The 21,138-nt window shown below is 69.0% G+C and carries 23 protein-coding genes and 1 tRNA gene; 9 read left to right on the top strand and 15 right to left on the bottom strand.

Going from position 1 to position 21,138, the window contains the following annotated elements; genetic code table 11:
* The first annotated feature begins 14 nt into the window (after positions 1 to 14).
* Together H566_RS22550 and H566_RS0102785 are read left to right on the top strand one after the other, a co-directional pair.
* Entirely contained in the window at positions 15 to 1,388 is a 1,374-nt protein-coding gene (locus H566_RS22550) for a mechanosensitive ion channel family protein (RefSeq protein WP_051377924.1), read from the top strand.
* 113 nt (positions 1,389 to 1,501) lie between these two features.
* Positions 1,502 to 2,686: a DesA family fatty acid desaturase gene (locus tag H566_RS0102785; protein ID WP_028310228.1), complete on the top strand. Its 1,185-nt coding sequence runs from the start codon at positions 1,502 to 1,504 to the stop codon at positions 2,684 to 2,686.
* 226 nt (positions 2,687 to 2,912) lie between these two features.
* Here H566_RS0102785 and rpmG read toward each other — a convergent pair whose 3' ends face one another.
* The 3 genes from rpmG to radC all read right to left on the bottom strand — a co-directional run bounded on the left by rpmG (position 2,913) and on the right by radC (position 4,244).
* Positions 2,913 to 3,068: a 50S ribosomal protein L33 gene (gene rpmG, locus H566_RS0102780; RefSeq protein ID WP_028310227.1), complete on the bottom strand. Its 156-nt coding sequence runs from the start codon at positions 3,066 to 3,068 to the stop codon at positions 2,913 to 2,915.
* Positions 3,069 to 3,097: 29 nt separating this feature from the next.
* Complete coding sequence (gene rpmB, locus H566_RS0102775) at positions 3,098 to 3,331, bottom strand: 50S ribosomal protein L28 (protein ID WP_028310226.1); 234 nt, start codon at positions 3,329 to 3,331, stop codon at positions 3,098 to 3,100.
* A 235-nt stretch (positions 3,332 to 3,566) separates the two neighbouring features.
* Positions 3,567 to 4,244 (bottom strand): RadC family protein, encoded by a 678-nt coding sequence (gene radC, locus H566_RS0102770; protein ID WP_028310225.1) that lies wholly within the window; start codon positions 4,242 to 4,244, stop codon positions 3,567 to 3,569.
* Positions 4,245 to 4,319: 75 nt separating this feature from the next.
* Between radC and H566_RS0102765 the strand changes: the two genes are divergently transcribed.
* From H566_RS0102765 to H566_RS0102755, 3 genes are all read left to right on the top strand, one after another.
* Positions 4,320 to 4,775: an FKBP-type peptidyl-prolyl cis-trans isomerase gene (locus H566_RS0102765; protein ID WP_028310224.1), complete on the top strand. Its 456-nt coding sequence runs from the start codon at positions 4,320 to 4,322 to the stop codon at positions 4,773 to 4,775.
* A 1-nt stretch (position 4,776) separates the two neighbouring features.
* Positions 4,777 to 5,715: a 4-hydroxy-3-methylbut-2-enyl diphosphate reductase gene (gene ispH, locus H566_RS0102760; RefSeq protein ID WP_028310223.1), complete on the top strand. Its 939-nt coding sequence runs from the start codon at positions 4,777 to 4,779 to the stop codon at positions 5,713 to 5,715.
* 47 nt (positions 5,716 to 5,762) lie between these two features.
* A tRNA-Thr gene (locus H566_RS0102755) sits at positions 5,763 to 5,838 on the top strand.
* A 171-nt stretch (positions 5,839 to 6,009) separates the two neighbouring features.
* Here H566_RS0102755 and H566_RS22545 read toward each other — a convergent pair.
* From H566_RS22545 to H566_RS22530, 7 genes are all read right to left on the bottom strand, one after another.
* Positions 6,010 to 6,474: a c-type cytochrome gene (locus H566_RS22545; protein WP_051377922.1), complete on the bottom strand. Its 465-nt coding sequence runs from the start codon at positions 6,472 to 6,474 to the stop codon at positions 6,010 to 6,012.
* Positions 6,474 to 6,929, bottom strand: coding sequence for a c-type cytochrome (locus tag H566_RS22540; RefSeq protein WP_051377920.1), 456 nt, complete (start codon positions 6,927 to 6,929; stop codon positions 6,474 to 6,476). Before H566_RS22540 ends, H566_RS22545 begins: the two co-directional genes overlap by 1 nt.
* 98 nt (positions 6,930 to 7,027) lie before the next feature.
* On the bottom strand, positions 7,028 to 7,564 hold the full coding sequence (locus H566_RS0102740; protein ID WP_028310222.1) for a methylamine dehydrogenase light chain: 537 nt from the start codon (positions 7,562 to 7,564) through the stop codon (positions 7,028 to 7,030).
* Between the two features lie 8 nt (positions 7,565 to 7,572).
* Positions 7,573 to 8,217: a methylamine dehydrogenase accessory protein MauD gene (mauD, locus tag H566_RS0102735; RefSeq protein WP_245591273.1), complete on the bottom strand. Its 645-nt coding sequence runs from the start codon at positions 8,215 to 8,217 to the stop codon at positions 7,573 to 7,575.
* On the bottom strand, positions 8,192 to 8,743 hold the full coding sequence (locus H566_RS22535) for a MauE/DoxX family redox-associated membrane protein (protein WP_051377918.1): 552 nt from the start codon (positions 8,741 to 8,743) through the stop codon (positions 8,192 to 8,194). Before H566_RS22535 ends, mauD begins: the two co-directional genes overlap by 26 nt.
* Complete coding sequence (locus H566_RS0102725; protein ID WP_034410334.1) at positions 8,740 to 9,894, bottom strand: amine dehydrogenase large subunit; 1,155 nt, start codon at positions 9,892 to 9,894, stop codon at positions 8,740 to 8,742. Before H566_RS0102725 ends, H566_RS22535 begins: the two co-directional genes overlap by 4 nt.
* A gap of 469 nt (positions 9,895 to 10,363) precedes the next feature.
* A complete protein-coding gene (locus tag H566_RS22530) occupies positions 10,364 to 11,395 on the bottom strand; it encodes a helix-turn-helix domain-containing protein (protein WP_051377917.1) in 1,032 nt (343 codons plus the stop codon).
* 226 nt (positions 11,396 to 11,621) lie between these two features.
* On the opposite strand from H566_RS22530, the gene hmuQ reads away from it, so the two are divergent.
* Together hmuQ and H566_RS0102710 are read left to right on the top strand one after the other, a co-directional pair.
* Complete coding sequence (gene hmuQ / locus H566_RS0102715) at positions 11,622 to 11,924, top strand: heme-degrading protein HmuQ (RefSeq protein WP_028310219.1); 303 nt, start codon at positions 11,622 to 11,624, stop codon at positions 11,922 to 11,924.
* Positions 11,925 to 11,943: 19 nt separating this feature from the next.
* Positions 11,944 to 13,485, top strand: coding sequence for a glycoside hydrolase family 130 protein (locus tag H566_RS0102710; protein WP_084544687.1), 1,542 nt, complete (start codon positions 11,944 to 11,946; stop codon positions 13,483 to 13,485).
* A gap of 6 nt (positions 13,486 to 13,491) precedes the next feature.
* Here the strand turns inward: H566_RS0102710 and H566_RS0102705 are convergent, their stop codons facing one another.
* The gene (locus H566_RS0102705) at positions 13,492 to 14,511 is read right to left on the bottom strand and encodes an NAD-dependent epimerase/dehydratase family protein (protein ID WP_156924276.1); all 1,020 of its coding nucleotides are present in this window, start codon (positions 14,509 to 14,511) and stop codon (positions 13,492 to 13,494) included.
* A gap of 13 nt (positions 14,512 to 14,524) precedes the next feature.
* On the opposite strand from H566_RS0102705, the gene H566_RS0102700 reads away from it, so the two are divergent.
* A complete protein-coding gene (locus tag H566_RS0102700; RefSeq protein ID WP_028310216.1) occupies positions 14,525 to 15,583 on the top strand; it encodes a CDP-6-deoxy-delta-3,4-glucoseen reductase in 1,059 nt (352 codons plus the stop codon).
* A 104-nt stretch (positions 15,584 to 15,687) separates the two neighbouring features.
* Here H566_RS0102700 and H566_RS0102695 read toward each other — a convergent pair whose 3' ends face one another.
* The 4 genes from H566_RS0102695 to H566_RS0102680 form a co-directional block, all read right to left on the bottom strand.
* Complete coding sequence (locus H566_RS0102695) at positions 15,688 to 16,509, bottom strand: ABC transporter ATP-binding protein (RefSeq protein ID WP_245591272.1); 822 nt, start codon at positions 16,507 to 16,509, stop codon at positions 15,688 to 15,690.
* Entirely contained in the window at positions 16,506 to 17,276 is a 771-nt protein-coding gene (locus H566_RS0102690) for an ABC transporter ATP-binding protein (protein WP_028310214.1), read from the bottom strand. Before H566_RS0102690 ends, H566_RS0102695 begins: the two co-directional genes overlap by 4 nt.
* Entirely contained in the window at positions 17,273 to 18,376 is a 1,104-nt protein-coding gene (locus H566_RS22525) for an ABC transporter permease subunit (RefSeq protein ID WP_034410690.1), read from the bottom strand. The genes H566_RS0102690 and H566_RS22525 overlap by 4 nt, the downstream gene beginning before the upstream one ends.
* Positions 18,377 to 18,497: 121 nt before the next feature.
* Positions 18,498 to 19,427, bottom strand: coding sequence for a branched-chain amino acid ABC transporter permease (locus tag H566_RS0102680; RefSeq protein ID WP_028310213.1), 930 nt, complete (start codon positions 19,425 to 19,427; stop codon positions 18,498 to 18,500).
* 354 nt (positions 19,428 to 19,781) lie between these two features.
* Here H566_RS0102680 and H566_RS0102675 point away from each other — a divergent pair, with 354 nt between their 5' ends.
* Positions 19,782 to 21,047 carry a D-amino acid dehydrogenase gene (locus H566_RS0102675; RefSeq protein WP_028310212.1) on the top strand — a complete coding sequence of 422 codons (1,266 nt, stop codon included), beginning with the start codon at positions 19,782 to 19,784 and terminating at the stop codon, positions 21,045 to 21,047.
* Positions 21,048 to 21,138 lie beyond the last annotated feature (91 nt).

Genomic DNA, 21,138 nt, shown 5'->3' with positions numbered 1-21,138 from the left:
TCCGCGTCCCGCCCATGCCCGCCACCACGCCCTTCGACAGGCGCCTCGCCGAGCTCGTCGCCGACTTCTCCCGCCCTGACGCCCTGTGGCAGCTCGTCGTCGTCGCGGTCGCGCTGGCGGCGGGCTGGTGGGCATCGACGGTGCTGGAGCGCCGCGTGCGCGCCCGTGCCGACGAATTGCGCGCCGCCGGGCGGCCCGGTGCCATCGCGATCGGTGCGGCGGCGTTCTCGCGCGTGCTGTTTCCGCTGGCGACGCTGACGGTGCTCTTCCTCGGGCATGCGCTCATCACGCGCTACCTTCCGACCGGACTGCTCTGGCTTGCGGTCGAGCTGCTGACGACGCTCGCGCTGGTACGGCTGGCGGTCTATCTGTTGCGCAAGGCCTTTCGGGTGACGACGGCGCTCGTGATGTTCGAGCGCTGGATCGCGGTCATCGTCTGGGGCGGCTTCGCGCTCGACATCCTCGGGCTGCTGCCTTTCGTGACCGAGGAACTGGACTCGGTCGTGCTGCCGCTCGGCAAGCACAGCCTGTCGCTGCTCGACCTGATGCGCGGCATCGCGACCATCATCGTCACGCTGGTGGTGGCGCTGTGGGCTGGCTCGATGATCGAGACACGGCTCATGCTGGCCGAGGGTATCGACAGCTCGCTGCGCGTGGTGTTCGTCCGGCTGATCAAGGCGCTGCTGGTGCTCGCGGCGGTGCTCATCGGTTCGTCGGCGGTCGGCATCGATCTGACCGCGCTGTCGGTGTTCGGCGGCGCGCTCGGCGTGGGCCTGGGCCTGGGCCTGCAGAAGATCGCAAGCAATTACGTGTCGGGCTTCGTCGTGCTGTTCGAGCGCAGCCTGCGTCTCGGCGATCTGGTCACGGTCGGCACCTACTCGGGCGTCGTGAGCCACATACGGACCCGTTACACGGTCATCCGCGCGCTCGACGGAACCGAGTCCATCCTGCCCAACGAGATGCTGGTGGCGAACGCGGTCGTCAACCAGACCTACACCGATCCGAAAGTGAGGCTCTCCACGCGGGTGCAGGTGGCCTACGGCACCGACGTGGAGCATGCGCTCAAGGTGCTGGCCAGTTGCGCCGTTCACGAGCGCATCGCAACCGATCCGGCACCGTCGGCGCTGCTTGTGTCCTTCGATGCCGATGGCATGACGCTGGAACTCGGCTTCTGGATCGGCGATCCCGACAAGGGCCGCATGGGCGTTGTTTCGGACGTCAACCGCGCCGTCCTCGGCGCCTTCCGCCGCGAAGGCATCGAGATTCCGTTCCCGCAGCGCGAAGTCAGGCTGCTCGGCGGGAGCGCCGTCCGTCAGGTGCAATCCACCGGCGTTGCCGGCCCTGCCGGCGGCGGGATGACAACCCCCGCGGCGCACCCGGGCGCCTGACTGTCTGCTTTCGATTGTTGATTTCGATGGAAGCAGTCCGGCGTCTGCCCGACTAAAATGCTCGATCCGCGTTGATCCGCGGGCTTCGTTCCTTACCCTGGAGGAAATCGATCTTGTTCGATTCCGTTATCGCCTTCCTGTCCAACGGCCTGCTCGACTGGTCCGGCTGGCAGGTTCTCGCCTTCACGCTGATTGCCACGCACATCACGATCGCGGGCGTCACCATCTATCTGCACCGCAGTCAGGCGCACCGCGCCCTCGATCTGCATCCCATCGTCAGCCACTTCTTCCGCTTCTGGCTCTGGATGACCACCGGCATGGTCACGCGCGAATGGGTCGCGATCCACCGCAAGCACCACGCGCGCTGCGAGACGCCTGACGATCCCCATTCGCCCCAGACACGCGGCATCGACACCGTGCTGCTGACGGGCGCCGAGCTTTACCGCGCCGAGGCGAAGAACCAGGAAACCATCAAGAAATTCAGCCTTGGCACGCCCGATGACTGGATCGAGCACAACCTGTACAGCCGTTGGAGCGCTGGCGGCGTGTCGATCATGCTCATTCTCGACGTGCTCATGTTCGGCGGCATCGGCCTGACGGTCTGGGCGGTGCAGATGCTGTGGATTCCGATCACCGCGGCCGGGATCATCAACGGCATCGGCCACTACTGGGGCTATCGCAATTTCTCGGCGCCCGACGCGTCCACCAACATCTTCCCGATCGGAATCATCATCGGCGGCGAGGAACTGCATAACAACCACCATACCTATGCGTCGAGCGCGCGCCTGTCGAACAAGTGGTACGAGTTCGACATCGGCTGGCTGTACATCAAGCTCATGAGCTATGTCGGACTCGCCAAGATCCGTCGCGTCGCGCCCAAGCCGAAGTTCGTCGCGCCCAAGGCGCACATCGACCTCGAGTCGCTCAATGCGGTGGTCAACAACCGCTACGACGTGCTGGCCAAGTACGCCAAGTCGCTCGGTGCCGCGTTCGCCCAGGAAAAGGACCGGCTCGCTGGCGTGCAGTCGGTCAATCTCGCCAAGGTGAAGCGCTGGATGCAGATGGACGCCGCCAAGCTCGACGACAGTGAACGCGCCAAGCTCGGCGAGGCGCTCGCGCACAGCCAGTCGCTCGCCAAGCTCTACGAGATGCGCCTTGAACTGGCCAAGCTCTGGGAGCGCTCCAATCGCACGACCGAGCAGCTCGTCGCCGACCTGCAAGCCTGGTGCGCCAAGGCCGAGGCCTCGGGCGTCAAGGCGCTGGAAGAGTTCTCGGTCAAGCTGCGCAGCTACGCCTGATCGTTCAGACCTGCGCCGGCTGACTGGCTGGCGTCACGAAAAGCCCGCCGAGTGCGGGCTTTTTGTTGCCGACGCTGGCATCGGCAGGCGCTGCGGACCTGCGCTTTCCCGGTGTGGCCGCCGTCGTCGACGGCGGTGTGCGACGGGATCGCATCCCGCTCACGAAAATCGCAGGCAACAAAAAAGCCCGCACTTGGCGGGCTTCTTCGTCATCGGCAACCGAAGATCACTTGATCTTGGTTTCCTTGTACGCGACGTGCTTGCGGGCGACGGGATCGAACTTCTTGATCTCCATCTTGTTGGGCATCGTCTTCTTGTTCTTGGTGGTCGTGTAGAAGTGACCGGTACCGGCGGTCGATTCGAGCTTGATCTTGTCGCGCATGATGGCTTCCTTTCAGTGAGCGACGAGGCTCAGATTTCGCCCTTGGCGCGCAGGTCGGCGAGGACGGAATCGATACCGTTCTTGTCGATGGTGCGCAGAGCCTTGGTGGTCAGGCGCAGGCGAACCCAGCGGTTCTCGCTCTCGACCCAGAACCGGCGGTATTGCAGGTTCGGCAGGAAGCGGCGCTTCGTCTTGTTGTTGGCGTGGGAAACATTGTTTCCCACCATCGGCTTCTTGCCGGTTACTTGGCAAACGCGGGCCATGTCAGAACTCCTGGAGGGATTCGCACCCGCAACCCCCACATGCCTGGAGGCTCCGGACCGTCTGCGGCTCGGGCTCGACAGGATGTCGCTGAATCCGGCGCAGATAACCCACCTAACATTGGTGAATCGGAAAAGCCCGCGATTATAAGCCGGGCCGGGCGATGTCAACAAGCATGCCAACACCCGGGCGGGCGTGAGACATCGGAAAGTCTTTGCTCCGGTGCGTGCACCGTCTTCACAGCCAGCCGCGCTCGGCGAACGAGATGGCCTGATGCCCCGCGACGATGAAGTGGTCGAGCGTGCGCACATCTACCAGCGCGAGCGCGTCGCGCAGGGTGCGCGTGATCGAGTGATCCGCGCCGCTCGGTTCGGCCAGCCCGGACGGATGGTTGTGCGCCAGCACCACCGCCGACGCATTCCACGCCAGCGCTCGCTTCACGACCTCGCGCGGATAGACGGCAGTCTGTGCGATCGTCCCGCGAAACAGCTCCTCGGTTGCGAGCAGACGGTTCTGGGTGTCGAGGAACAGCACCATGAACACTTCGTATTCGAGCGCCGCGAGCTTCAGCCGCAACAGATCGCGCACGGCCTGGGGCGACGTGAGCCCGGCCGTGTCCTGGCGCAGTTCGGATTCGATCGTGCGCCGGGCCATTTCGAGCACGGCCTGGAGCTGGGCGTACTTGGCGTCGCCCATGCCCGGGATCGCCGAAAAATCGGCGCGCGCCGCGTTGAACAGCCGGCCCAGCGAGCCGAAGCGCTGGATGCAGTCGCGCGCGAGATCGACCGCGCTCTTGCCCTTGATGCCGACGCGCAGGAACACGGCCAGCAACTCGGCGTCGGAAAGCGCGCGGGCGCCCTGGGCAAGCAGTCGTTCACGGGGACGCTCGGCTTCGGGCCAGTCAGTGATTGCCATTCTGGGATCGGGTGATGAGGCAGGCCTAGCAGGGGCGATGGGTAGAATCCGCCGACTCAGCCTTCAGGATTTCTTATGAACAATGTCGTCTCGGAAGGGGCCTATCTCACGCTGCATTACCGCCTGTCGTGGCTCGACGGCGAGCATGCCGGCGAGTCGATCGTGAGCACCTTCGAGCAGTCGCCCGCCACGCTGCAACTTGGCAGCGGCCAGCTTTCGCCGGGCCTCGAAGCGCGGCTGATCGGGCTTGAGGAAGGCACGCAGACGCGCATCGAACTCGGCCCCGACGAGGCCTTCGGCCCCCGGAACGTCGAGCTTGTCATGCCGATTTCGCTTGCGACTTACCGGGACAAGATCGACCCTGCCGGCACGCTCGCGATCGGTGACATGGTTCCGGTACCCGGCCCGAACGGCGCGCGCGTGCAGGGTCTGCTGGTCGCGCTCAACGACGAATCGGCGACGATCGACTTCAACCATCCGCTCGCGGGCCGTGCGCTGGCCTTCGAGGTCAAGCTCATCGGGGTGATGTGAGATGGCGAACGTCGAGGAACTCGTCCTGGCCCAGCCGCGCGGCTTCTGCGCCGGCGTGGATCGCGCGATCGAGATCGTCGAGCGGGCGATCGAGCGCTTTGGCGCGCCCATCTACGTGCGTCACGAGATCGTGCACAACCGCTATGTGGTCGAAGACCTGCGCGCGCGCGGCGCGGTGTTCATCGACGAGCTGACCGAGGCGCCGAGCGGCGCGACGGTCGTGTTCTCGGCGCATGGCGTGTCGAAGGCGGTGCGCGACGAGGCCGACCGGCTCGGGCTGCGCATCTTCGACGCGACCTGTCCGCTCGTGACCAAGGTGCATTACGAGGTCGCCCGCCTGCGCGAGGAAGGCCGCGAGATCATCATGATCGGCCACGCGGGCCACCCCGAAGTCGAAGGCACGATGGGGCAGGTGGACGGCGGCATGTACCTCGTCGAGTCGGTCGAGGATGTGCAGTCGCTTCAGGTTCGTGACCCGGCGCTGCTCGCCTGCGTCACGCAGACGACGCTGTCGGTGGACGACACCGCGCATGTGATGACCGCGCTGCGCGAACGCTTCCCGGCCATCGTCACGCCGCGCAAGGCCGACATCTGCTACGCGACGCAGAACCGTCAGGACGCAGTGAAGATCATGGCGCCATTGGTGGATGTGGTGATCGTGGTCGGCAGTCGCACCAGCTCCAATTCCAACCGCCTGCGCGAACTGGCCGAGAAGCGCGGCCTGCCGGCCTACATGGTGGACAACCCGGCCGACATTGATCCTGTCTGGGTCGAGGGCAGGCGCCGCGTCGGGCTGACGGCGGGCGCGTCGGCGCCGGAAGTGCTTGTCAGGCAGATCGTCGACCGGCTACGCGAACTCGGCGCCGCGAAGATCCGCGAGCTGGACGGCGTGCAGGAAAACGTCACCTTCCGGTTGCCGACCGAACTGCTGGACGCCTGAGCACTCGCAATTTAGGAAAGCGCTGCTATACTCGCTGGCTCACTGATGCCGGTGTAGCTCAGTCGGTAGAGCAGCGCATTCGTAATGCGAAGGTCACCAGTTCGATTCCGGTCACCGGCACCACTGGATTCAAAGCAAAAGGCCCCGTTCACAAGACGGGGCCTTTTGCTTTTGTGCGTTCGATGCGCTGGTGCAGGCATGGTGGTGCAGTCAGTCGCCGCAAGCAGACTTGCGTCGCATGCCAGCGCCACTCGCCGGGGGCCGCCGCTTGGTGCGCGCCATCGTCCCTGCCGATCAGGGCCAGGGATAGGGCGCCACGTCCACACCCGCCGCCCGGTACTTCTCGACCAGCCCGCGCCGGAAGGTCACCACGTCCGCCACCGGCTCGGCCATGCGCCGCTCCACCTCGGTCGCGTCAAAGCGCGCGATGCCCGCCGGCGCCTTCGCCCAGCGTGCCGCGATGTAGTTGAGCACGTCGGCAATCTCCTTCGCCGACAGGCTCGACGACACCACGCCCGGCACATGCAGCAGATAGGTCCGCCCCTGCTCGTCGCGGTAGAACGGATCGACCAGGCCGGGGAAGGGCGGGATGCCGCTCTCCGTCGCGCCGCGGCCTTCGACGCCGTGACAGCCGGCGCAGCGCAGCAGGTAGTTGGCGGCGGGCGACAGCTCGCCCGCGAGCGCGGCCGACGGCGCCACCGCCGGGGCCGCGAGGCCCGCCAGCAGCGCCGTCGCCACGCGAAGCGACGACCAGCCCATCACTCCCCCTTGCGCAGGGCGCGCAGCTTCGCGTGCGTGAGCGGACTCTTGCGCGCGGCCTCGACCGCGTCGGCCGTCACCGTCTGCGGCAGGCCGTTGAGCGTGCCGAGCACCCAGCTCGCGATCTCGGCCGCCTCGGCGGCGGGCAGCTGCGTCTGCGCCGGCATCACCAGCCCGCGATAGACCTGCCCGTTCGCCTCGATTGTCCCGCTCAGGCCGGCCGCCAGCACGTTGGCGATGTAGTCCGGCGCGCGCTCGCCGAGCGCCTGCCAGTGCGCCGGATTGCGCAGCGGCGGCGCGAGGCCGTCGATGCCGGCGCCGCCCGCGCCATGGCAGGCGGCGCAGATGTTGGCAAAGGACTCCGCGCCACCGGCCAACGCGGCCGGCGCGCCGGCCAGCAGGGCGATGCCGGCGCCAAGCACCAGCAAGGCGCGGCGGCCTTCGCTCAAGGCCATGAGCCCGCGCCCGGCAATGCCGATTCGCGCCGCCGGCCGCGCGGCGACGGCCGGTGCGTCACCGAAGCCGGCCCGAGGGCCCGCCACCCCGTCCCGCCTCATTCCGCCATCCCCACGAGCACGGCGACCGTGCAGTGATAGCCCTTGTTCGCGTTGGCCATGCACCAGTTGATGTCGTTGTGCAGGCCCATGCGATAGCCCGGACGCTCGCGCTCGGACGTGAGGCAGGCGGTGCTGTTGGCCATCGGCTTGCCGCAGCAGTCGTTGTACGAGACGAGGTAGTCCTTGCCGTCGTTGGGATTGCGGCAGGTGCCGACCCAGGACACCTTCGACGCCTCGCTGCCGGGCGGGCAACTGGTGAGGCTGCCGCCGGCGGTGTTGCACAGCACGCCGTCGAGCGCGCAGTAGCGCCAGTACGAGCAGGCGTACTGGTCGTTCTTGTCGCCGCCGGTCGCCGCCCAGGCGTTGCCGGGCGAGCGGTCGAAGGGCAGGACGGGCACGAGCGCCGTGCCCGCGAGCGCGAGGCCGGTGCGCGACAGCAGGCTGCGGCGGCCGACGCTGGTGGCGGCCTTGCGGGCCCGCTTCTCGGTCGCGCGGTCGATGACGGAAAGCAGGGAATCGATCAGCTTGTTCATGAAGCGGCTCACAACGATTGGGAATGGGCGAGTTGGCGACCGTTGAAGTCCTGGACCGAGGCGAATCCGGTTTCGACGGCGTTGAACAGGCTTTCGAGCTGTTCGCGGGTATTGACGAGGCCCTTGGCGCGCACGACGCCCGCGCTGTCGATCAGCACGGCGAAGGGCAGGCGGGCCACCTTGTAGGTCACGCCCAATTGCTCCGACAGCACATAGGACAGGCCGGTCAATTGCGCATCGGTGATGAATTGGCGATGCCGCGATTCATCGCCGTCGCTGGCCAGCGTGATGTCGAGCCATTGGCGCTCGTCCTGCTGGATCGCCTTGATGGCCGGAATCAGCTTCTTGCAGACCGGGCAGCTCGGCGAAAGAAAGAACACGAGTTTGCTTCTCGCCGCCGCCGAGCCGATCTGCACCTGCCCGCCCGTGAGGCTGGGCAGATTGAAGACCGGCGCCAATTCGCCGATCTTCGGGCCGCTGTCATTCACCATTGCGCCCACCGGCGAAATGCGCTCGAAAAGAATGCCGATCTGCCGGGCGAGCGCGAAGATGATGAACATCATCACGATCACCGCCAGCGCCAATACGGCCACGATGAAATAGAGAAGAGTCATGGGTGTGCCCCTTTCAATGCGGGAAATCGGCCGCGCCATCGGGCGGCGCGAGCTTCTGCCAATTGGCGAGGGAATAGGCGGCCAGTTCGTAAACCAGCCAGCACAGGAGACCGCCGGCAATCGCCAGCGCGGCTTCGGTCGTCGAGAAGGCGCCGGGCGTGGCGCGCGCGAGCAGCAGCGCGAGGCCGGCCAGCGCCGCGTTGCGGGCGACCAGCCCGCGCGACACCGGCAGCCGCGCGCCGCCGCAACCGCAGTTGATGTGGCGGCGGCCGCGCTTCAGGTTCACGGCCATCGCCGCGCCGTACAGCAGCAGCAGCGCCGCCGCGCCGGTGGCGCCAGCGGCCGACGTGCCCGGCACGACCAGCGCGCCCACCGTCAGCGCCTCGGCGCCCGTCGCGGCCGCCGCCGCCGGCCGCGCCAGCACCGCCGGCAGCACGCGGTAATCGGCCACGTAGCCGGTGAAGCGGTCGAACTCCACCGTCTTGTGCCAGGCGGCGCGCGTGAACAGCAGGATCAGGAAGACCGTGCCGGCCAGCGCCGCGAGGTCGGTGAAGGCCGCGTTCACTTGGCCTCGCCGGTTGCGTAGCCGAGCTGGGTGTACTCGCCGATCTTCTCCAGCTTGTGCGTGGGCTTGGCGGCGTAGCGCGCGGTCGGGTCGATCTCGTAGCGCGTCACGTCGGCGGTCTCGCTCAGGCCGATGAGCACCGGCGCCTTGTCGGCGCTGACGAAGATCGACGACAGCTTCTCGACCGCCGAGCGGTACTGCACCGTCTTCGTCTTGAGGTCGAGCGCCCAGACCTCGCTCGCGGGTTCCTTGTGCGAACCCTCGTGGCCCTCGGGATGCATGCCGACGAACAGCACGTTGTTGGCCGCGTTGTACGCGCTGATCTGGTAGCCGCCCGGGCGCCAGCCGCCGGGGATGGCGGCGGCAAAGTTGTATTTCTCCTTCACCTTTGGCTGGGCGCCGGAGTTGTCGATGCGGAACAGGTTGCCGGTGAAGGAGATGAACAGCAGCTCCTTGCCGGCGCGCTCGGCATGCATGAACACGGCATCGGTGTCGGCATCGAAAAACTTCTCGCTCTTGACCGGCGCCGCGTAGCTGCCGTTGGCGTTGACGCGGAAGGTGGCCAGCGTGCCGTCGCCGCACAGGGTCGAAAAGCCGAGGCCCTCGGGCAGGGCGTACACGCCCCAGCAGCCGGGCGTCGGCACCTCGCCGATTTCCTTGCCGGCGGCGAGATCGACCACGCTCACCGAGCTGGCCGGCGTCGCGTTCTGGACCAGCGCGTATTTCTCGTCGGCGGAAAGCTTGAGCAGCGAGCTGTAGGCCAGGCTTTGCGCCATCTTTTCCGAAATCGCGATTTCGCGGCGAATCGTCAGCGTCTTGACATCGTGTTCCTGCAATACGGCTTCGAGCGGGCCGTGGACGATGCGCTTCGGAAATACCGAGATTGTCCAGGCCGTCTTCGCGTCCTTCGAGACGAGGAAATTGCCGGTCAGGCCGAGGCTCATCAGGCCCTTGTTGGTGAGGTCGTCGGTCGAAAACACATTCACCCGGCTGGCGCCGCGCCAGTTCTGGTCGAGGATGAATGCATTGGGGCCGGGCTTGATTTCCTTCTCGACGGAAAGTGTTTCGGGCACGAATTCATCGGCCGCGAATGCGGCATTCGCGGTCATGATGCCGATGGCCGCCGCAATGGCGGTCAGGACGGTTTTCATTGGGAATCTCCAGGCGTCGATGCAGGCCCGGCGCGGGGCCGGGCGGATTGGCGAATCTTTCGCGCTGGAAATGCTGCCGGTGCCGGCAGGCGCAGTAAAGAAATCCGCCCGAGATCAATCTGCACGCGATTGGTGCGGAAAACCGACATTCATTCAGCCGCATGGCCGATTCCTGATGGCCGATTGTCGGTGCGCACCGCGCGGGGGCCTGGACCCGTGGTGAGGCCGAAATGTCTTCCCCGCCGTGGTGCAAATCGGCTCGGGCTTTCGGGTGATGTCTGGCCGAATCTTGATAGTGGCTGGCGCGGTTCGCGGTGGCCCGATGCGGGCGGTGCAAAGTGGCTCTTCCGGTTGGGCGAATCGTGCGGGTGTGCAGATCCAATCAGGGCTGGGGCGGGCAGGGCGAGCGCACCGGGTGGCCCGCATCGGCGCCACTGGCCGGCCATGGAGCGCCGGGGCGGGCAGCCTGTCAGCCCAGCACCAGCTCGTCGGCCAGTGCCCCCGCCATGCGCGCATCGAGCGGTCGCAGCCGGGCATGGCCGGGCGTGCGCGCCGTCACCGACGGCAGCTCGCCGAACAGCGCCTTGTAGTACTGCGAAAAGATGCCGAGGTGCCAGAAGCCCCAAGCGTGCGCCGCCGTCGATGCCGGCACGCCGTCTTCCACGAGCATGCGGCGCACCTCGTGCAGCCGTACTTGGCGGATGAAGGCGACCGGGCTGATGTCGAGCACATGCACGAAGGCGTGATGCAGGCCGCGCCGGCTCATGCGCAGCTGCTCGCACAGGTCGGTGACGGTGGGCGCGGCGCCGCGCCGGTCGAGGATGAATTCGCGCGCCCGATCGACGATGGCGCGGTGCACATGCTGCTGGTCGCGCAGCAGGCGGGTGTCGAGCTGGCTTTCGCCGAGCGCCAGCACGCAGGCATCGAGCACGTCGCTGGCGAGCTGGCGCAGCGAGGCGTCATGGCGCAGCAGTTCGGGCGAGGTGGCGCTGGCGCGGATCGCGTTGCCGAGCATGCGGCGAAAGCGCGTGCCGGTCAGGCTTGTGAGGCCGCGCAGCGGCGCGTCGTCGAGCAGCGGCGTGATGTCGCGGTCGAGCACGATGCGGGCGTGGCGCAGCAGCACCTCGGTGTCGAGGCTGGCGACGACGATGTCGGAGTCCTGCGGCGCGCGGTAGCGGATGAATTCGTTGGCCGGCAGCACCCACAGGCTGTGCTCCCCCATCGGCCGGCCTTGCAGGAAGCCGCCGGGGCCGGACAGCGTCATGCCGACGGTGCAGCGGCCGTCCGGGCCCTGGCAGCGCTCGTCGGTGGCCTGGTTGAGCGTCTCGCGGTACACCTGCACCGGCCCGAGCTTCACCTCGATCAGCCGGCCGACGAACTGGCCGCAGGACAGCTGCATGTAGTCCTGGGTCCAGCCGGGCAGGCAGGCGGCCTGGAGCTGGGCGTCGGAAGTTTCGACGCTCAGGTACTGGCCGGGGGCGGTGGAGGGCGGCGGGAGCATGCGGGGCAACGGGAAAAGGACGAGCCGGCAATGGCGAGCGAAGCGCGCATCGCCCGATGGCGCGGACGCGATGTCGCGTCAGCCGGCGGTGACACGGCCGGTCAGCCTGCCACGCAAGCCGCGTGCCCTTCGGTGCCAGCGCGCACCGGCCGACGACGGGCGCGGCGCTGGCCGATACTTGGCGCTCCGCCGCCCGCGCGCGGCTCCTCCACGCACAGGACCAGCCATGTTCCTCGCCATGAACCGCTTCCGCATCGCGCCCGGCCGCGAGCAGGAATTCATCGACATCTGGAAGAAGCGCGAGAGCTATCTCGACGAAGTTCCGGGCTTCAAGGAGTTCCACCTGCTCCAGGGCGCGACCACGCCCGAGTTCACGCTGTTTGCCTCGCATTCGGTCTGGGAATCGCGTCAGGCCTTCGAGGACTGGACGAAGTCCGAAGCCTTCCGCAAGGCCCATGCGGGCGCCGGCGCCTCGCGCGACATCTACCTGGGCCCGCCGAACCTGGAGCTGTTCGACGCGGTGATCTGAACGCCAGACCCGCCCCGCGATGGTCGCCCGCCCGTTCCCGACATTGGGTGGGGCATGTCTCGCGAGGGCCGCGTGGGCGCTGCTCTGCGGTCTGGTCCTGGCCGGTTGCGGCCAGACGCCAGGCAGCTGGACCGACCCGCCGGACGGCCCTCCTGCAGTCCAGCCCCAGCCGCTGAGGATCGAGCTGGCCGGCGTCGACCGCGAGCCGGTGCTCGGGCGCGGCACGCCCGGCAGCTGGGACGCGGTGGATGTGCTCAATCCCTCGGTGCTGCGCTTTCGGGACCAGCTCTACAACTTCTATTCAGGCTTCGACGGCAGGCGCTGGCACACGGGCCTTGCCACGTCGATCGATGGCCGGCACTGGGTCAGGCATCCGGGCAATCCGCTGCTGTCGCCGGGCGCGCCCGACTGGGCCACCGACTACATCGCCGCGAATGGCGCCGCCATCGTCTGGCAGGGCCGGCTGCTCTACTTCTACCAGGGGCGCGACGCGCAAGGCCGCACCGCGATCGGGCTGGCGACCTCCGACGACGGCGAGCGCTTCCGGCGCCGGCCGCGGCCGGTGCTGGCGGCCGGCCCGGCCGGCGGCTGGGATGCCGTCGCCGTCGCCGATCCCTACGTGATCGCGCGGGGCGACTGGCTCCATCTCTACTACCTGGGCGAGGACGCGCTCGGCGTTCAGCGGCTGGGCGTGGCGCGCTCGCGCGACGGGGTGGCGTGGCAGCGCTCGGCGGCCAATCCGGTGCTCGATGTCGGTGCGCACGGCAGCTTCGACGAGAGCGGGCTGGGCGAGCCGGCGGTCGTGCATTCGCCGCCGTACTTCGTGATGTTCTATACCGGCCGCGATGCGCTCGAGCGGCGCGATCTCGGCTATGCGCTGTCCACCGACGGCGTCCACTGGAAAAAGATGTCGAGCAGCGGCCTGCTGGCCGGGGCCGACCGGCCGGACTGGATGGCGGAGGTGATCTGCGATCCGACCCTTCTGCCCGGCACCGGCGGACGCTGGCGGCTGTGGTTCGGCGGCGGCCGGCGTCGCTCGCCCGACGAGAACCTCGACGGCCAGATCGGGCTGGCCGAGGTCGATCTGGCATTCCGTCCCGATCCCTCGGGCTTCGATGTCGAGGCCGACTGGAGCGCGTCGCGGGCGCGGTCGCGCGATGTGCTGGTCGGCTCCTACGACATCGAGGGCGAGCCGGGCCGGCGGCAGGCGTGGGTCGGGCCGCGGGCGCGCATCACGCTGGTGACCAGCCCGTGGCAGCGCGACCAAGCCCTGCATGTGCATGGCTGGATGCCGGCCGCCATGGCGTCGCGCCAGCTCGGTCGGCCCGGCGCGACGTGGCTTGAACTGCGCGCGAACGGGCGGCTGCTGCGCGGCGGCAGCTTCGACACCGACACGCCGTTCGACTGGGCCATCCCGCCGAGTGAACTGGCGCCGCTGTTCGACGCCGACGGCATGCTCGACCTCGAACTGCGCGCCGACCGCTCCTTCGTGCCGGCCGACCACGGGGGCGCCGACCGACGTCGGCTCGCGTACATGCTGAGGCGCATCGGCTTCGAATGAGGCCGGTCAGTGGGTTGCCGCACCGGCCGTCCGGCCCGGCGCCGCCAGCCCTTCATGCACCGTCGGCCAGCGGTGCCGGAAGCCCAGTTCCCGCACGATCCGCCCAGGCCCCATGCGGCGCGATTCGTTCATGAATGACCACAGCATCGGGCTGACCGCGCGCCGCGCTTCCTCGCGCGGCAGGCGCGGCGGGCGCGGCAGGCCGAAGCTGTCGGCCACGAGGTCGAACCAATCGGCCATCTTCATTTCCGACCAGTCGCAGGCGTTGTAGACGCGCGCGGTGCGCCGCGTGCGCAGCGCCGCCACGCACATCGCGGCGAGGTCGTCGGCGTGGATGTGGTTGCTGTAGCTGTCGTCCTCGGCGCGCATGGCGGGCGTGCCGGCGCGCAGCCGGGCGACCGGCAGATGGGCGGCGTCGTAGATGCCGGGCGCGCGCAGCACCGCGAGCCTGCAAGTGCCGGCGCGCGCGGCCTGCGCGAGCACGCGCTCGGCATCGACGCGGCGCCGCGCGCGCGCATTGGCCGGGCGCGGCGGGCACGACTCGTCGATGCGCGCGCCGCCGCAATCGCCGTACACGCCGGTCGTGCTCACGTACACGAACACCGGCGGACGGCCTTGGCGTCCGTGCGGGCTTGGCGGCGCGGCGGCGTCGCCGGCCGCTAGAATCCGCCGCCCGGCGCGGGCAAGCGCTTGCGTGGCGCGGATCGATCGGTCGCCGCTCGCGCGGCAGCGGGCGGTGGTCAGGCCCAGTGCCGCCGTCAGCCGTCGCGTGCGCAGATCGCATTCGCCCGAGGCTTGCGGCGGCGCCATGTGGATGACCGCGTCGAAGCGCATCCTGCCGAGCGCCGCCAGCGTGCGGGCGCGGTCCAGGTCGGCGACGAGCACCCGCGCCGCGCCGGCCGCGCGCAGTTCCGCCCGGCGCGAAGCTTGCGACGTGAGCACCGTGAGCACGGCGCGCCGGCGCAGCAGCGCGATCACCCGCCCGCCCACATTGCCGGCACCGACGATCAACACCCTTTTCTTCATTGCGAACACCCTTATGACTTCCAATGTCGTGGTCCGGCCGAGCGGCCGCAGCTTCAGCACCGACGAAGGCGAGACCCTGCTCGACGCCGGCCTGCGCCAGGGCGTGACCCTGCCCTACGGCTGCCGTGATGGTGCCTGCGGCGCCTGCAAGGCCAAGCTGCTGTGCGGCGAGGTGACGATGACGGGTAGCTGGCAGCCGCGCGCCCTGTCCGAAACCGAAGCCGCCGAGGGCCAGGTGCTCATGTGCCGCGCGCACGCCAGCGGCGAGGTCGAGATCGAATGCCGCGGCGTCGTGGCCGAAGGCGTGATCGCGCCGCGCAAGTTCCCGGCGCGCGTCGCCAGCCTTGCCCGCCCGAGCGACGACGTGGTCGTGCTGCGCCTGCAACTGCCGGCCAGCGAGCGCGCCCAGTTCAACGCCGGCCAGTTCCTCGACATCATCCTGCGCGACGGCACGCGCCGCAGCTACTCGATCGCCAACGCGCCGCATCTGGCCGAGCAGGTCGAGCTGCACATCCGCCACGTGCCCGGCGGCCGCTTCACCGACACGCTGTTCGGCAAGGCCGAGCCGGCGCTCAAGGAACGCGACATCCTGCGCATCGAGATGCCGCTCGGCACCTTCTTCCTGCGCCAGTCGAACCGGCCGGCGCTGCTGCTGGCCACCGGCACCGGCTTCGGCCCGATCAAGGCGATGGTCGAGCACGCGATCCACACCGCCGACCCGCGCGAGCTGCGCCTGTACTGGGGCGGCCGCACGCTCAAGGACCTCTATGCGCACGACACCGCGCTGGAGCTGGAGCGCCAGGCCAAGGAAGCCGGCGTCGATTTCACCTACGTGCCCGTGCTCTCGCGCCCCGCGCCGGAAGACAACTGGACCGGCCGCACCGGCCATGTGCAGGACGTGGCGCTCGCCGACGAGTCTGACTACTCGGTCTGGCAGGCCTATGCCTGCGGCTCGCCGGCGATGGTGGACAGCGCCCGCCGCGCGCTGGTGGAGCGCGGCGATCTGCTGGAGGACAACTACTTCGCGGATGCGTTCACGACGGCGGCGGACAACGCGGTGCCGCACGCCTGAGCGCGGCGGAGGTCTGCATCGCGGCCGAGGGCCGTGACGGGCGCTCGGCACCGGCCTGCATCGCGGCGGCCGGCACGGCGGGCAAGGCCGGTTCGCCGCCGGCCCTACAACTCCTCGCCCAGATACGCCGCGCGCACCTTCGGATCGTCGAGCAGCCGCGCGGCCGGCCCGGTGAGCGTGACCTCGCCCGAATCCATCACATAGCCGCGATCGGCGATCTGCAAGGCGAGCCGCGCGTTCTGCTCGACCAGCAGGATGGTCGTGCCCTCGGCATGCACCGAGCGCACGACCTCGAACACCTTCTCGACCATGATCGGCGACAGCCCCATCGACGGCTCGTCGAGCAGCAGCAGCTTGGGCTGGCTCATGAGCGCGCGCGCCATCGCGAGCATCTGCTGCTCGCCGCCCGACATCGTGCCGGCGAGCTGGCCGGCGCGTTCCTTCAGGCGCGGGAAGAGGCCGAACATGCGGTCGATGTCGGCCTGCACCTGACCGTCGCTGCGCACATGCGCGCCCATCAGCAGGTTCTCGGTGATGGTCATGCGCGCGAACACGCCGCGCCCTTCCGGTACCATCACCAGCCCCTCGCGCAGCAGGTGGAAGGCCTTGCGCCCCGCGATGCTCTTGCCCATGTAGGCGATGTCGCCGCTCCAGCCCACGCCGCCGGTGATGGCCTTGAGCGTCGTGGTCTTGCCCGCGCCGTTCGCGCCGATGAGCGTCACCAGCTCGCCCCGGTTCACGTCCAGATCCACGCCCTTGACGGCCTGGATGCCGCCGTAGCCCACCTTGAGCCCGCGCACCGACAGCACGTCGCCGCGCGCGGCGGGCGCGATGACAGCGCTTGCAGCGCCCGCGCCGGCCGTGCCGGCACTGGCTGCCGCATTGATGCCCGGGCCGCCCACCGCGCTCATGTCGATGCCGCTCATGCGTGCGCTCCCCCGAGGTAGGCGGCAATCACCGCCGGATTCTTTTGCACCTCGGCCGGCGCGCCGGCGGCGATGACCTTGCCGTAGTCGAGCACCGTCACCCGGTCGCTCAGGCCCATGATCAGTTTCACGTCGTGTTCGATGATGAGGATGGTCCGGCCCTCGGACTTGATGCGCTGGAGCAGGTCGCGCAGTTGCAGCTTCTCGGTCGCGTTCATGCCGGCGGCTGGCTCGTCGAGCGCGAGCAGCTTGGGGTCGGTGGCGAGCGCGCGGGCGATCTCCAGCCGGCGCTGATCGCCGTAGGACAGCGTGCGCGCCTGGAAGGCCGCGTAGCGTGCGATGCCGACGAACTCCAGCAGCTCGTGCGCGCGATGCCGGATCGCCGCCTCCTCCGCGCGCTCGGCCCGGGTCTTGAAGATGGCGCCGACCAGCCCGCTCTTCGTGCGCACATGCCGGCCGACCATCACGTTTTCGAGCGCCGTCATGTCGGGGAACAGGCGGATGTTCTGGAAGGTGCGCGCGATGCCGGCCTCGGCCACCTTGTGCACGGCGGTCGGCGCATAGGGCTGGCCGCCGAGCATGAAGGTTCCGCTGTCGGGCGTGTAAAGCCCGGTGATGACGTTGAAGAAGGTGGTCTTGCCGGCGCCGTTCGGGCCGATGAGCGCGTAGATCTGGCCCTGGCGGATTTCAAGCTCGACCTCGCTCAGCGCCTGGAGGCCGCCGAAGCGCTTGTTGACGCCGCTCACGTGCAGGATGGTCTGGCTCATTGCAGCGCCTCCCCCGAGGTGCCCGTGTCTCCCGCCTTCTTGCGGAAGCGGCGCGGCACCACGCCGTGCTGCGGCGCCGGCCACAGGCCCTTGGGCCGCAGCAGCATGATCGCCACCATCGCCACGCCGTAGATCAGCATGCGCAGCACCTCGGCATCGACCAGCACGCTGCCGAAGATCGCCTCCTGCACCGGCCCCGCCACATAGCGCAGCGCCTCCGGAAACACCGCCAGCAGCACCGCGCCGAACACCACGCCCGGGATGTGCCCCATGCCGCCCAGCACCACCATCGCCAGCACCACGATCGACTCCATGAGGCTGAACGACTCCGGCGAGATGAAGCCCTGGAAGGCCGCGAACATCGAGCCCGCCACGCCGCCGAAGCTCGCGCCCATCGCGAAGGCCAGCAGCTTGATGTTGCGGGTGTTGATGCCCATCGCCTTGGCGGCGATCTCGTCCTCGCGGATCGCCATCCAGGCCCGGCCGATGCGCGAGTCCTGCAAGCGATTGCAGGCGATGATCGTCAGCACCGTCAGGCCGAGGAAGACGTAGTAGTAGAAGTAGGTTCCGGCGTACTTGGTGCCGAACAGTTCATGCCGCTTGCCGAGGCTGAAATCGCCGAAGGCGATCGGGTCGATCAGGTTGATGCCCTGCGGCCCGTTGGTGATGTTGAGCGGCTGGTTCAGGTTGAGCATGAAGATGCGGATGATCTCGCCGAAGCCGAGCGTCACGATCGCCAGATAGTCGCCGCGCAGCTTGAGCGTCGGCGCGCCGAGCAGCACGCCGAACAGCGCCGCCAGCCCGCCCGCGAGCGGGATCACGAACCACACCGGCACATGCATGCCGTCGGGCACGAGCGCCGCGATCGCCGGGAAGGTGTCGGTCAGGTGCGGCGAGGCGAGCAGGCCGTACATGTAGGCGCCCACCGCATAGAAGGCGATGTAGCCGAGGTCGAGCAGGCCGGCGAAGCCGACCACGATGTTCAGCCCGAGCGCGAGCATCACGTACAGCAGCGCGAAGTCGAGGATGCGCACCCAGGCGTTGCCGAAGCTGCCGACCGCGAAGGGCAGCACCGCGAGGATCGCGGCCGTCACGAGCATGGCCGTGACCGCCTTGGCGGGCTGGTCGGCCAGGCGCGGGAAGAGGGTGGGGCGGTGATGCAGGCCGGCGGGCGCGGCCGGCGGGGGCGAGGCGGGCTTGGTGGTCATGATGCAAAGGCTCTCAGGCACGGTCCGCCACGCGCTCGCCCATGATCCCGGACGGGCGCAGCGTGAGCACGATGATGAGGACGATGAAGGCGAAGATGTCCTGGTAGTTGCTGCCGAGCACGCCGCCCGTGAGGTCGCCGATGTAGCCGGCGCCGAGCGCCTCGATCAGGCCGAGCAGCAGCCCGCCCACCATCGCGCCATACAGGTTGCCGATGCCGCCGAGCACCGCCGCCGTGAAGGCCTTCAGCCCCGGCAGGAAGCCCATGTAGAAATGGGCGATCGAATAGTTGGCCGCGATCATCACGCCCGCCACCGCCGCCAGCGCCGCGCCGAGCGCGAAGGTGATGACGATGACGCGGTCGGGGTCCACGCCCATGAGCGCCGCGACACGCGGGTTCTCGGCCGTGGCGCGCATCGCGCGGCCGAGCTTGGTCTTGTTGACCAGCAGCACCAGCCCGACCATCAGCGCCAGCGACAGCAGCACGATGATGACCTGCACCGGCGTGATCGACGCCCCGCCCAAGGGCATCGGCGCATTGGGCAGCAGCGCCGGAAACACCATGTAGTTGCGGCTCCAGATCAGCATTGCGAGCGTTTGCAAGGTGATCGACATGCCGATCGCGGTGATGAGCGGCGCGAGGCGCGGCGCGTTGCGCAGCGGCCGGTAGGCGACACGCTCGATGCCGATGTTGACCAGCACGCACACCACGATCGCCGCCGCCAGCGCGATCAGCAGCACCAGCGGCCCAGGCATCCAGGGCGCGGCTTCCTGAAGGAATTTGGACGTGCTGAGCGCGGTGAGCGCGCCCACCATCAGCACATCGCCGTGCGCGAAATTGATGAGCTGGAGGATCCCGTAAACCATCGTGTAGCCAAGCGCGATCAGCGCATACACGCTGCCGAGCACCAGCCCGTTGATGAGCTGCTGAAGCAGTATTTCCATTCGAATTCCCGAGGTGAGGCGAGGCAGGGCCGATGCCGCGATGATCGGCGCCAGCACGCACGAACCATTCCACGAAACCCCGGTCAGGGCAGGGTGAAAGGCGACAGCATGTGTCGCGCGGCGGCATGCGTGGCGCGCCGGCGCGAGCTTGTACGGAAATCCGTGCGCCGGGGCCAGCGCGCGTGCGGCTTTCCGGACGCGGGCACGATCAGGCGCAAGCCGTTTGCATGGCGATGTGGCGCGGGCCGCAATGCCTTGCAGTCGAGGCGCCCGTCGCGCGGCGCACAATCGCGCCCCTGGCGGCGGGCATGGCCGGCCGCCGACCGCTTTCGCGGGCTTCATGACGGAGAGGAAATGAGGGTGATCGTTCTCGGCGCCGGCATCGTCGGCGTCGCCACGGCGTGGTTCCTGCGCGCGCGCGGCTGCGCGGTGACGGTGGTCGATCGTCAGGCCGGCGCGGCGTGCGAGACCAGCTTCGCCAACGGTGGCCAGATCTCGGTCTGCTATGCCGAGCCCTGGGCCAACCCGGCCGCGCCGCTCAAGATCGCCAAGTGGATGACGCAGCCCGACGCGCCGCTGCTGTTCCGCCCGCGCCTCGACTGGCGGCAATGGGACTGGTGCCTGCGCTTCCTGCGCGAATGCACCGACGCGCGGCTGCGCGCCAATGTGCGCGACATCGTCAGCCTCGCGAGTTATTCGCGCGCCACGCTGCAAACGCTGCGCGCCGAGCTGAGCATCGACTACGACCATCTGGAGCGCGGCATCCTGCGCTTCTTCACCGACCGCGCGGTCATGGAGGCGGTGGCGCCGGGCGCGGGGCTGATGCGGGAGTTCGGCGTGGAGCGGCGCCAGCTCGATGCGGCCGGCGCGGTCGCGCTGGAGCCGGCGCTCGGGCCCATCGCGCACCGCATCGTCGGCGCCGACTACACGGCGGCGGACGAGTCGGGCGATGTGCATCGCTTCACGACGGCGCTGGCCGAGCGGGCGCGGGCGGCGGGCGTGGAGTTCGTGTTCGACCACGAGGTGACGCGGCTCGTCGCGCGCGGCGGGCAGGTGGAGGCGGTCGAGCTGCTGGGGCGCGACGGGCGGCATTCGACGCTCGGCGGCGATGCCTTCGTGGTCGCGCTCGCGAGCCATGCGCCGGCGCTGCTGCGGCCGCTCGGCGTGCATGCGCCGATCATCGCGGCCAAGGGCTATTCGGCCACCTTCCGCGTGGTCGAGCCGGGCAAGGCGCCACAGGTGAGCCTGATCGACGATGCCAACAAGCTCGTGTTCTCGCGCTTCGGCGACCGGCTGCGCGTGGCGGGCACCGTCGAGCTGGGCAGCGAGCAGCCGCGCGCGCTCGACGAGGTGCGCTGCGAGACGCTGCGCCGCCGGACCGCCGAGCTGTTCCCGGGCGCCTGCGACTGGGCCGAGCCGTCGTTCTGGACCGGGCTGCGCCCCGCGACACCGAGCAACGTGCCGCTCATCGGCCGCAGCCGCGTCGGCCGGCTGTGGCTCAACTGCGGCCACGGCACGCTCGGCTGGACCACGGGTTGCGGCTCGGGCGCGCTGCTGGCCGACCTGCTCACGGGCAACAAGCCGGCGATCGACTTCCGCGTGCTCGGCGGTCGGGGCTGAGGGCGCGTCATCTATTCGTGCGCGGCGTTCAGGGCGCGCTTCGCGGTGGCGGCGTTCCCGAACCCCACGCTCCCGGGGCCGCCGCGCGGGC

Source organism: Derxia gummosa DSM 723, from assembly GCF_000482785.1.
Taxonomy (GTDB): Bacteria; Pseudomonadota; Gammaproteobacteria; order Burkholderiales; family Burkholderiaceae_E; genus Derxia; species Derxia gummosa.
This window is presented reverse-complemented; position numbering and strand designations above follow the sequence as displayed.

Excerpts from the sequence above, each read along its gene's own strand:
- H566_RS22550 (WP_051377924.1), top strand. The coding sequence starts at position 15 with ATGCCCGCCACCACGCCCTTCGACAGGCGCCTCGCCGAGCTCGTCGCC.
- rpmG (WP_028310227.1), bottom strand. The coding sequence starts at position 3,068 with ATGCGCGACAAGATCAAGCTCGAATCGACCGCCGGTACCGGTCACTTC.
- rpmB (WP_028310226.1), bottom strand. The coding sequence starts at position 3,331 with ATGGCCCGCGTTTGCCAAGTAACCGGCAAGAAGCCGATGGTGGGAAAC.
- radC (WP_028310225.1), bottom strand. The coding sequence starts at position 4,244 with ATGGCAATCACTGACTGGCCCGAAGCCGAGCGTCCCCGTGAACGACTG.
- H566_RS0102765 (WP_028310224.1), top strand. The coding sequence starts at position 4,320 with ATGAACAATGTCGTCTCGGAAGGGGCCTATCTCACGCTGCATTACCGC.
- ispH (WP_028310223.1), top strand. The coding sequence starts at position 4,777 with ATGGCGAACGTCGAGGAACTCGTCCTGGCCCAGCCGCGCGGCTTCTGC.
- H566_RS22545 (WP_051377922.1), bottom strand. The coding sequence starts at position 6,474 with ATGGGCTGGTCGTCGCTTCGCGTGGCGACGGCGCTGCTGGCGGGCCTC.
- H566_RS22540 (WP_051377920.1), bottom strand. The coding sequence starts at position 6,929 with ATGGCCTTGAGCGAAGGCCGCCGCGCCTTGCTGGTGCTTGGCGCCGGC.
- H566_RS0102740 (WP_028310222.1), bottom strand. The coding sequence starts at position 7,564 with ATGAACAAGCTGATCGATTCCCTGCTTTCCGTCATCGACCGCGCGACC.
- mauD (WP_245591273.1), bottom strand. The coding sequence starts at position 8,217 with ATGGCGCGGCCGATTTCCCGCATTGAAAGGGGCACACCCATGACTCTT.
- H566_RS0102725 (WP_034410334.1), bottom strand. The coding sequence starts at position 9,894 with ATGAAAACCGTCCTGACCGCCATTGCGGCGGCCATCGGCATCATGACC.
- H566_RS22530 (WP_051377917.1), bottom strand. The coding sequence starts at position 11,395 with ATGCTCCCGCCGCCCTCCACCGCCCCCGGCCAGTACCTGAGCGTCGAA.
- hmuQ (WP_028310219.1), top strand. The coding sequence starts at position 11,622 with ATGTTCCTCGCCATGAACCGCTTCCGCATCGCGCCCGGCCGCGAGCAG.
- H566_RS0102710 (WP_084544687.1), top strand. The coding sequence starts at position 11,944 with ATGGTCGCCCGCCCGTTCCCGACATTGGGTGGGGCATGTCTCGCGAGG.
- H566_RS0102705 (WP_156924276.1), bottom strand. The coding sequence starts at position 14,511 with ATGAAGAAAAGGGTGTTGATCGTCGGTGCCGGCAATGTGGGCGGGCGG.
- H566_RS0102700 (WP_028310216.1), top strand. The coding sequence starts at position 14,525 with ATGACTTCCAATGTCGTGGTCCGGCCGAGCGGCCGCAGCTTCAGCACC.
- H566_RS0102695 (WP_245591272.1), bottom strand. The coding sequence starts at position 16,509 with ATGAGCGGCATCGACATGAGCGCGGTGGGCGGCCCGGGCATCAATGCG.
- H566_RS0102690 (WP_028310214.1), bottom strand. The coding sequence starts at position 17,276 with ATGAGCCAGACCATCCTGCACGTGAGCGGCGTCAACAAGCGCTTCGGC.
- H566_RS22525 (WP_034410690.1), bottom strand. The coding sequence starts at position 18,376 with ATGCTCGTGACGGCCGCGATCCTCGCGGTGCTGCCCTTCGCGGTCGGC.
- H566_RS0102680 (WP_028310213.1), bottom strand. The coding sequence starts at position 19,427 with ATGGAAATACTGCTTCAGCAGCTCATCAACGGGCTGGTGCTCGGCAGC.
- H566_RS0102675 (WP_028310212.1), top strand. The coding sequence starts at position 19,782 with ATGAGGGTGATCGTTCTCGGCGCCGGCATCGTCGGCGTCGCCACGGCG.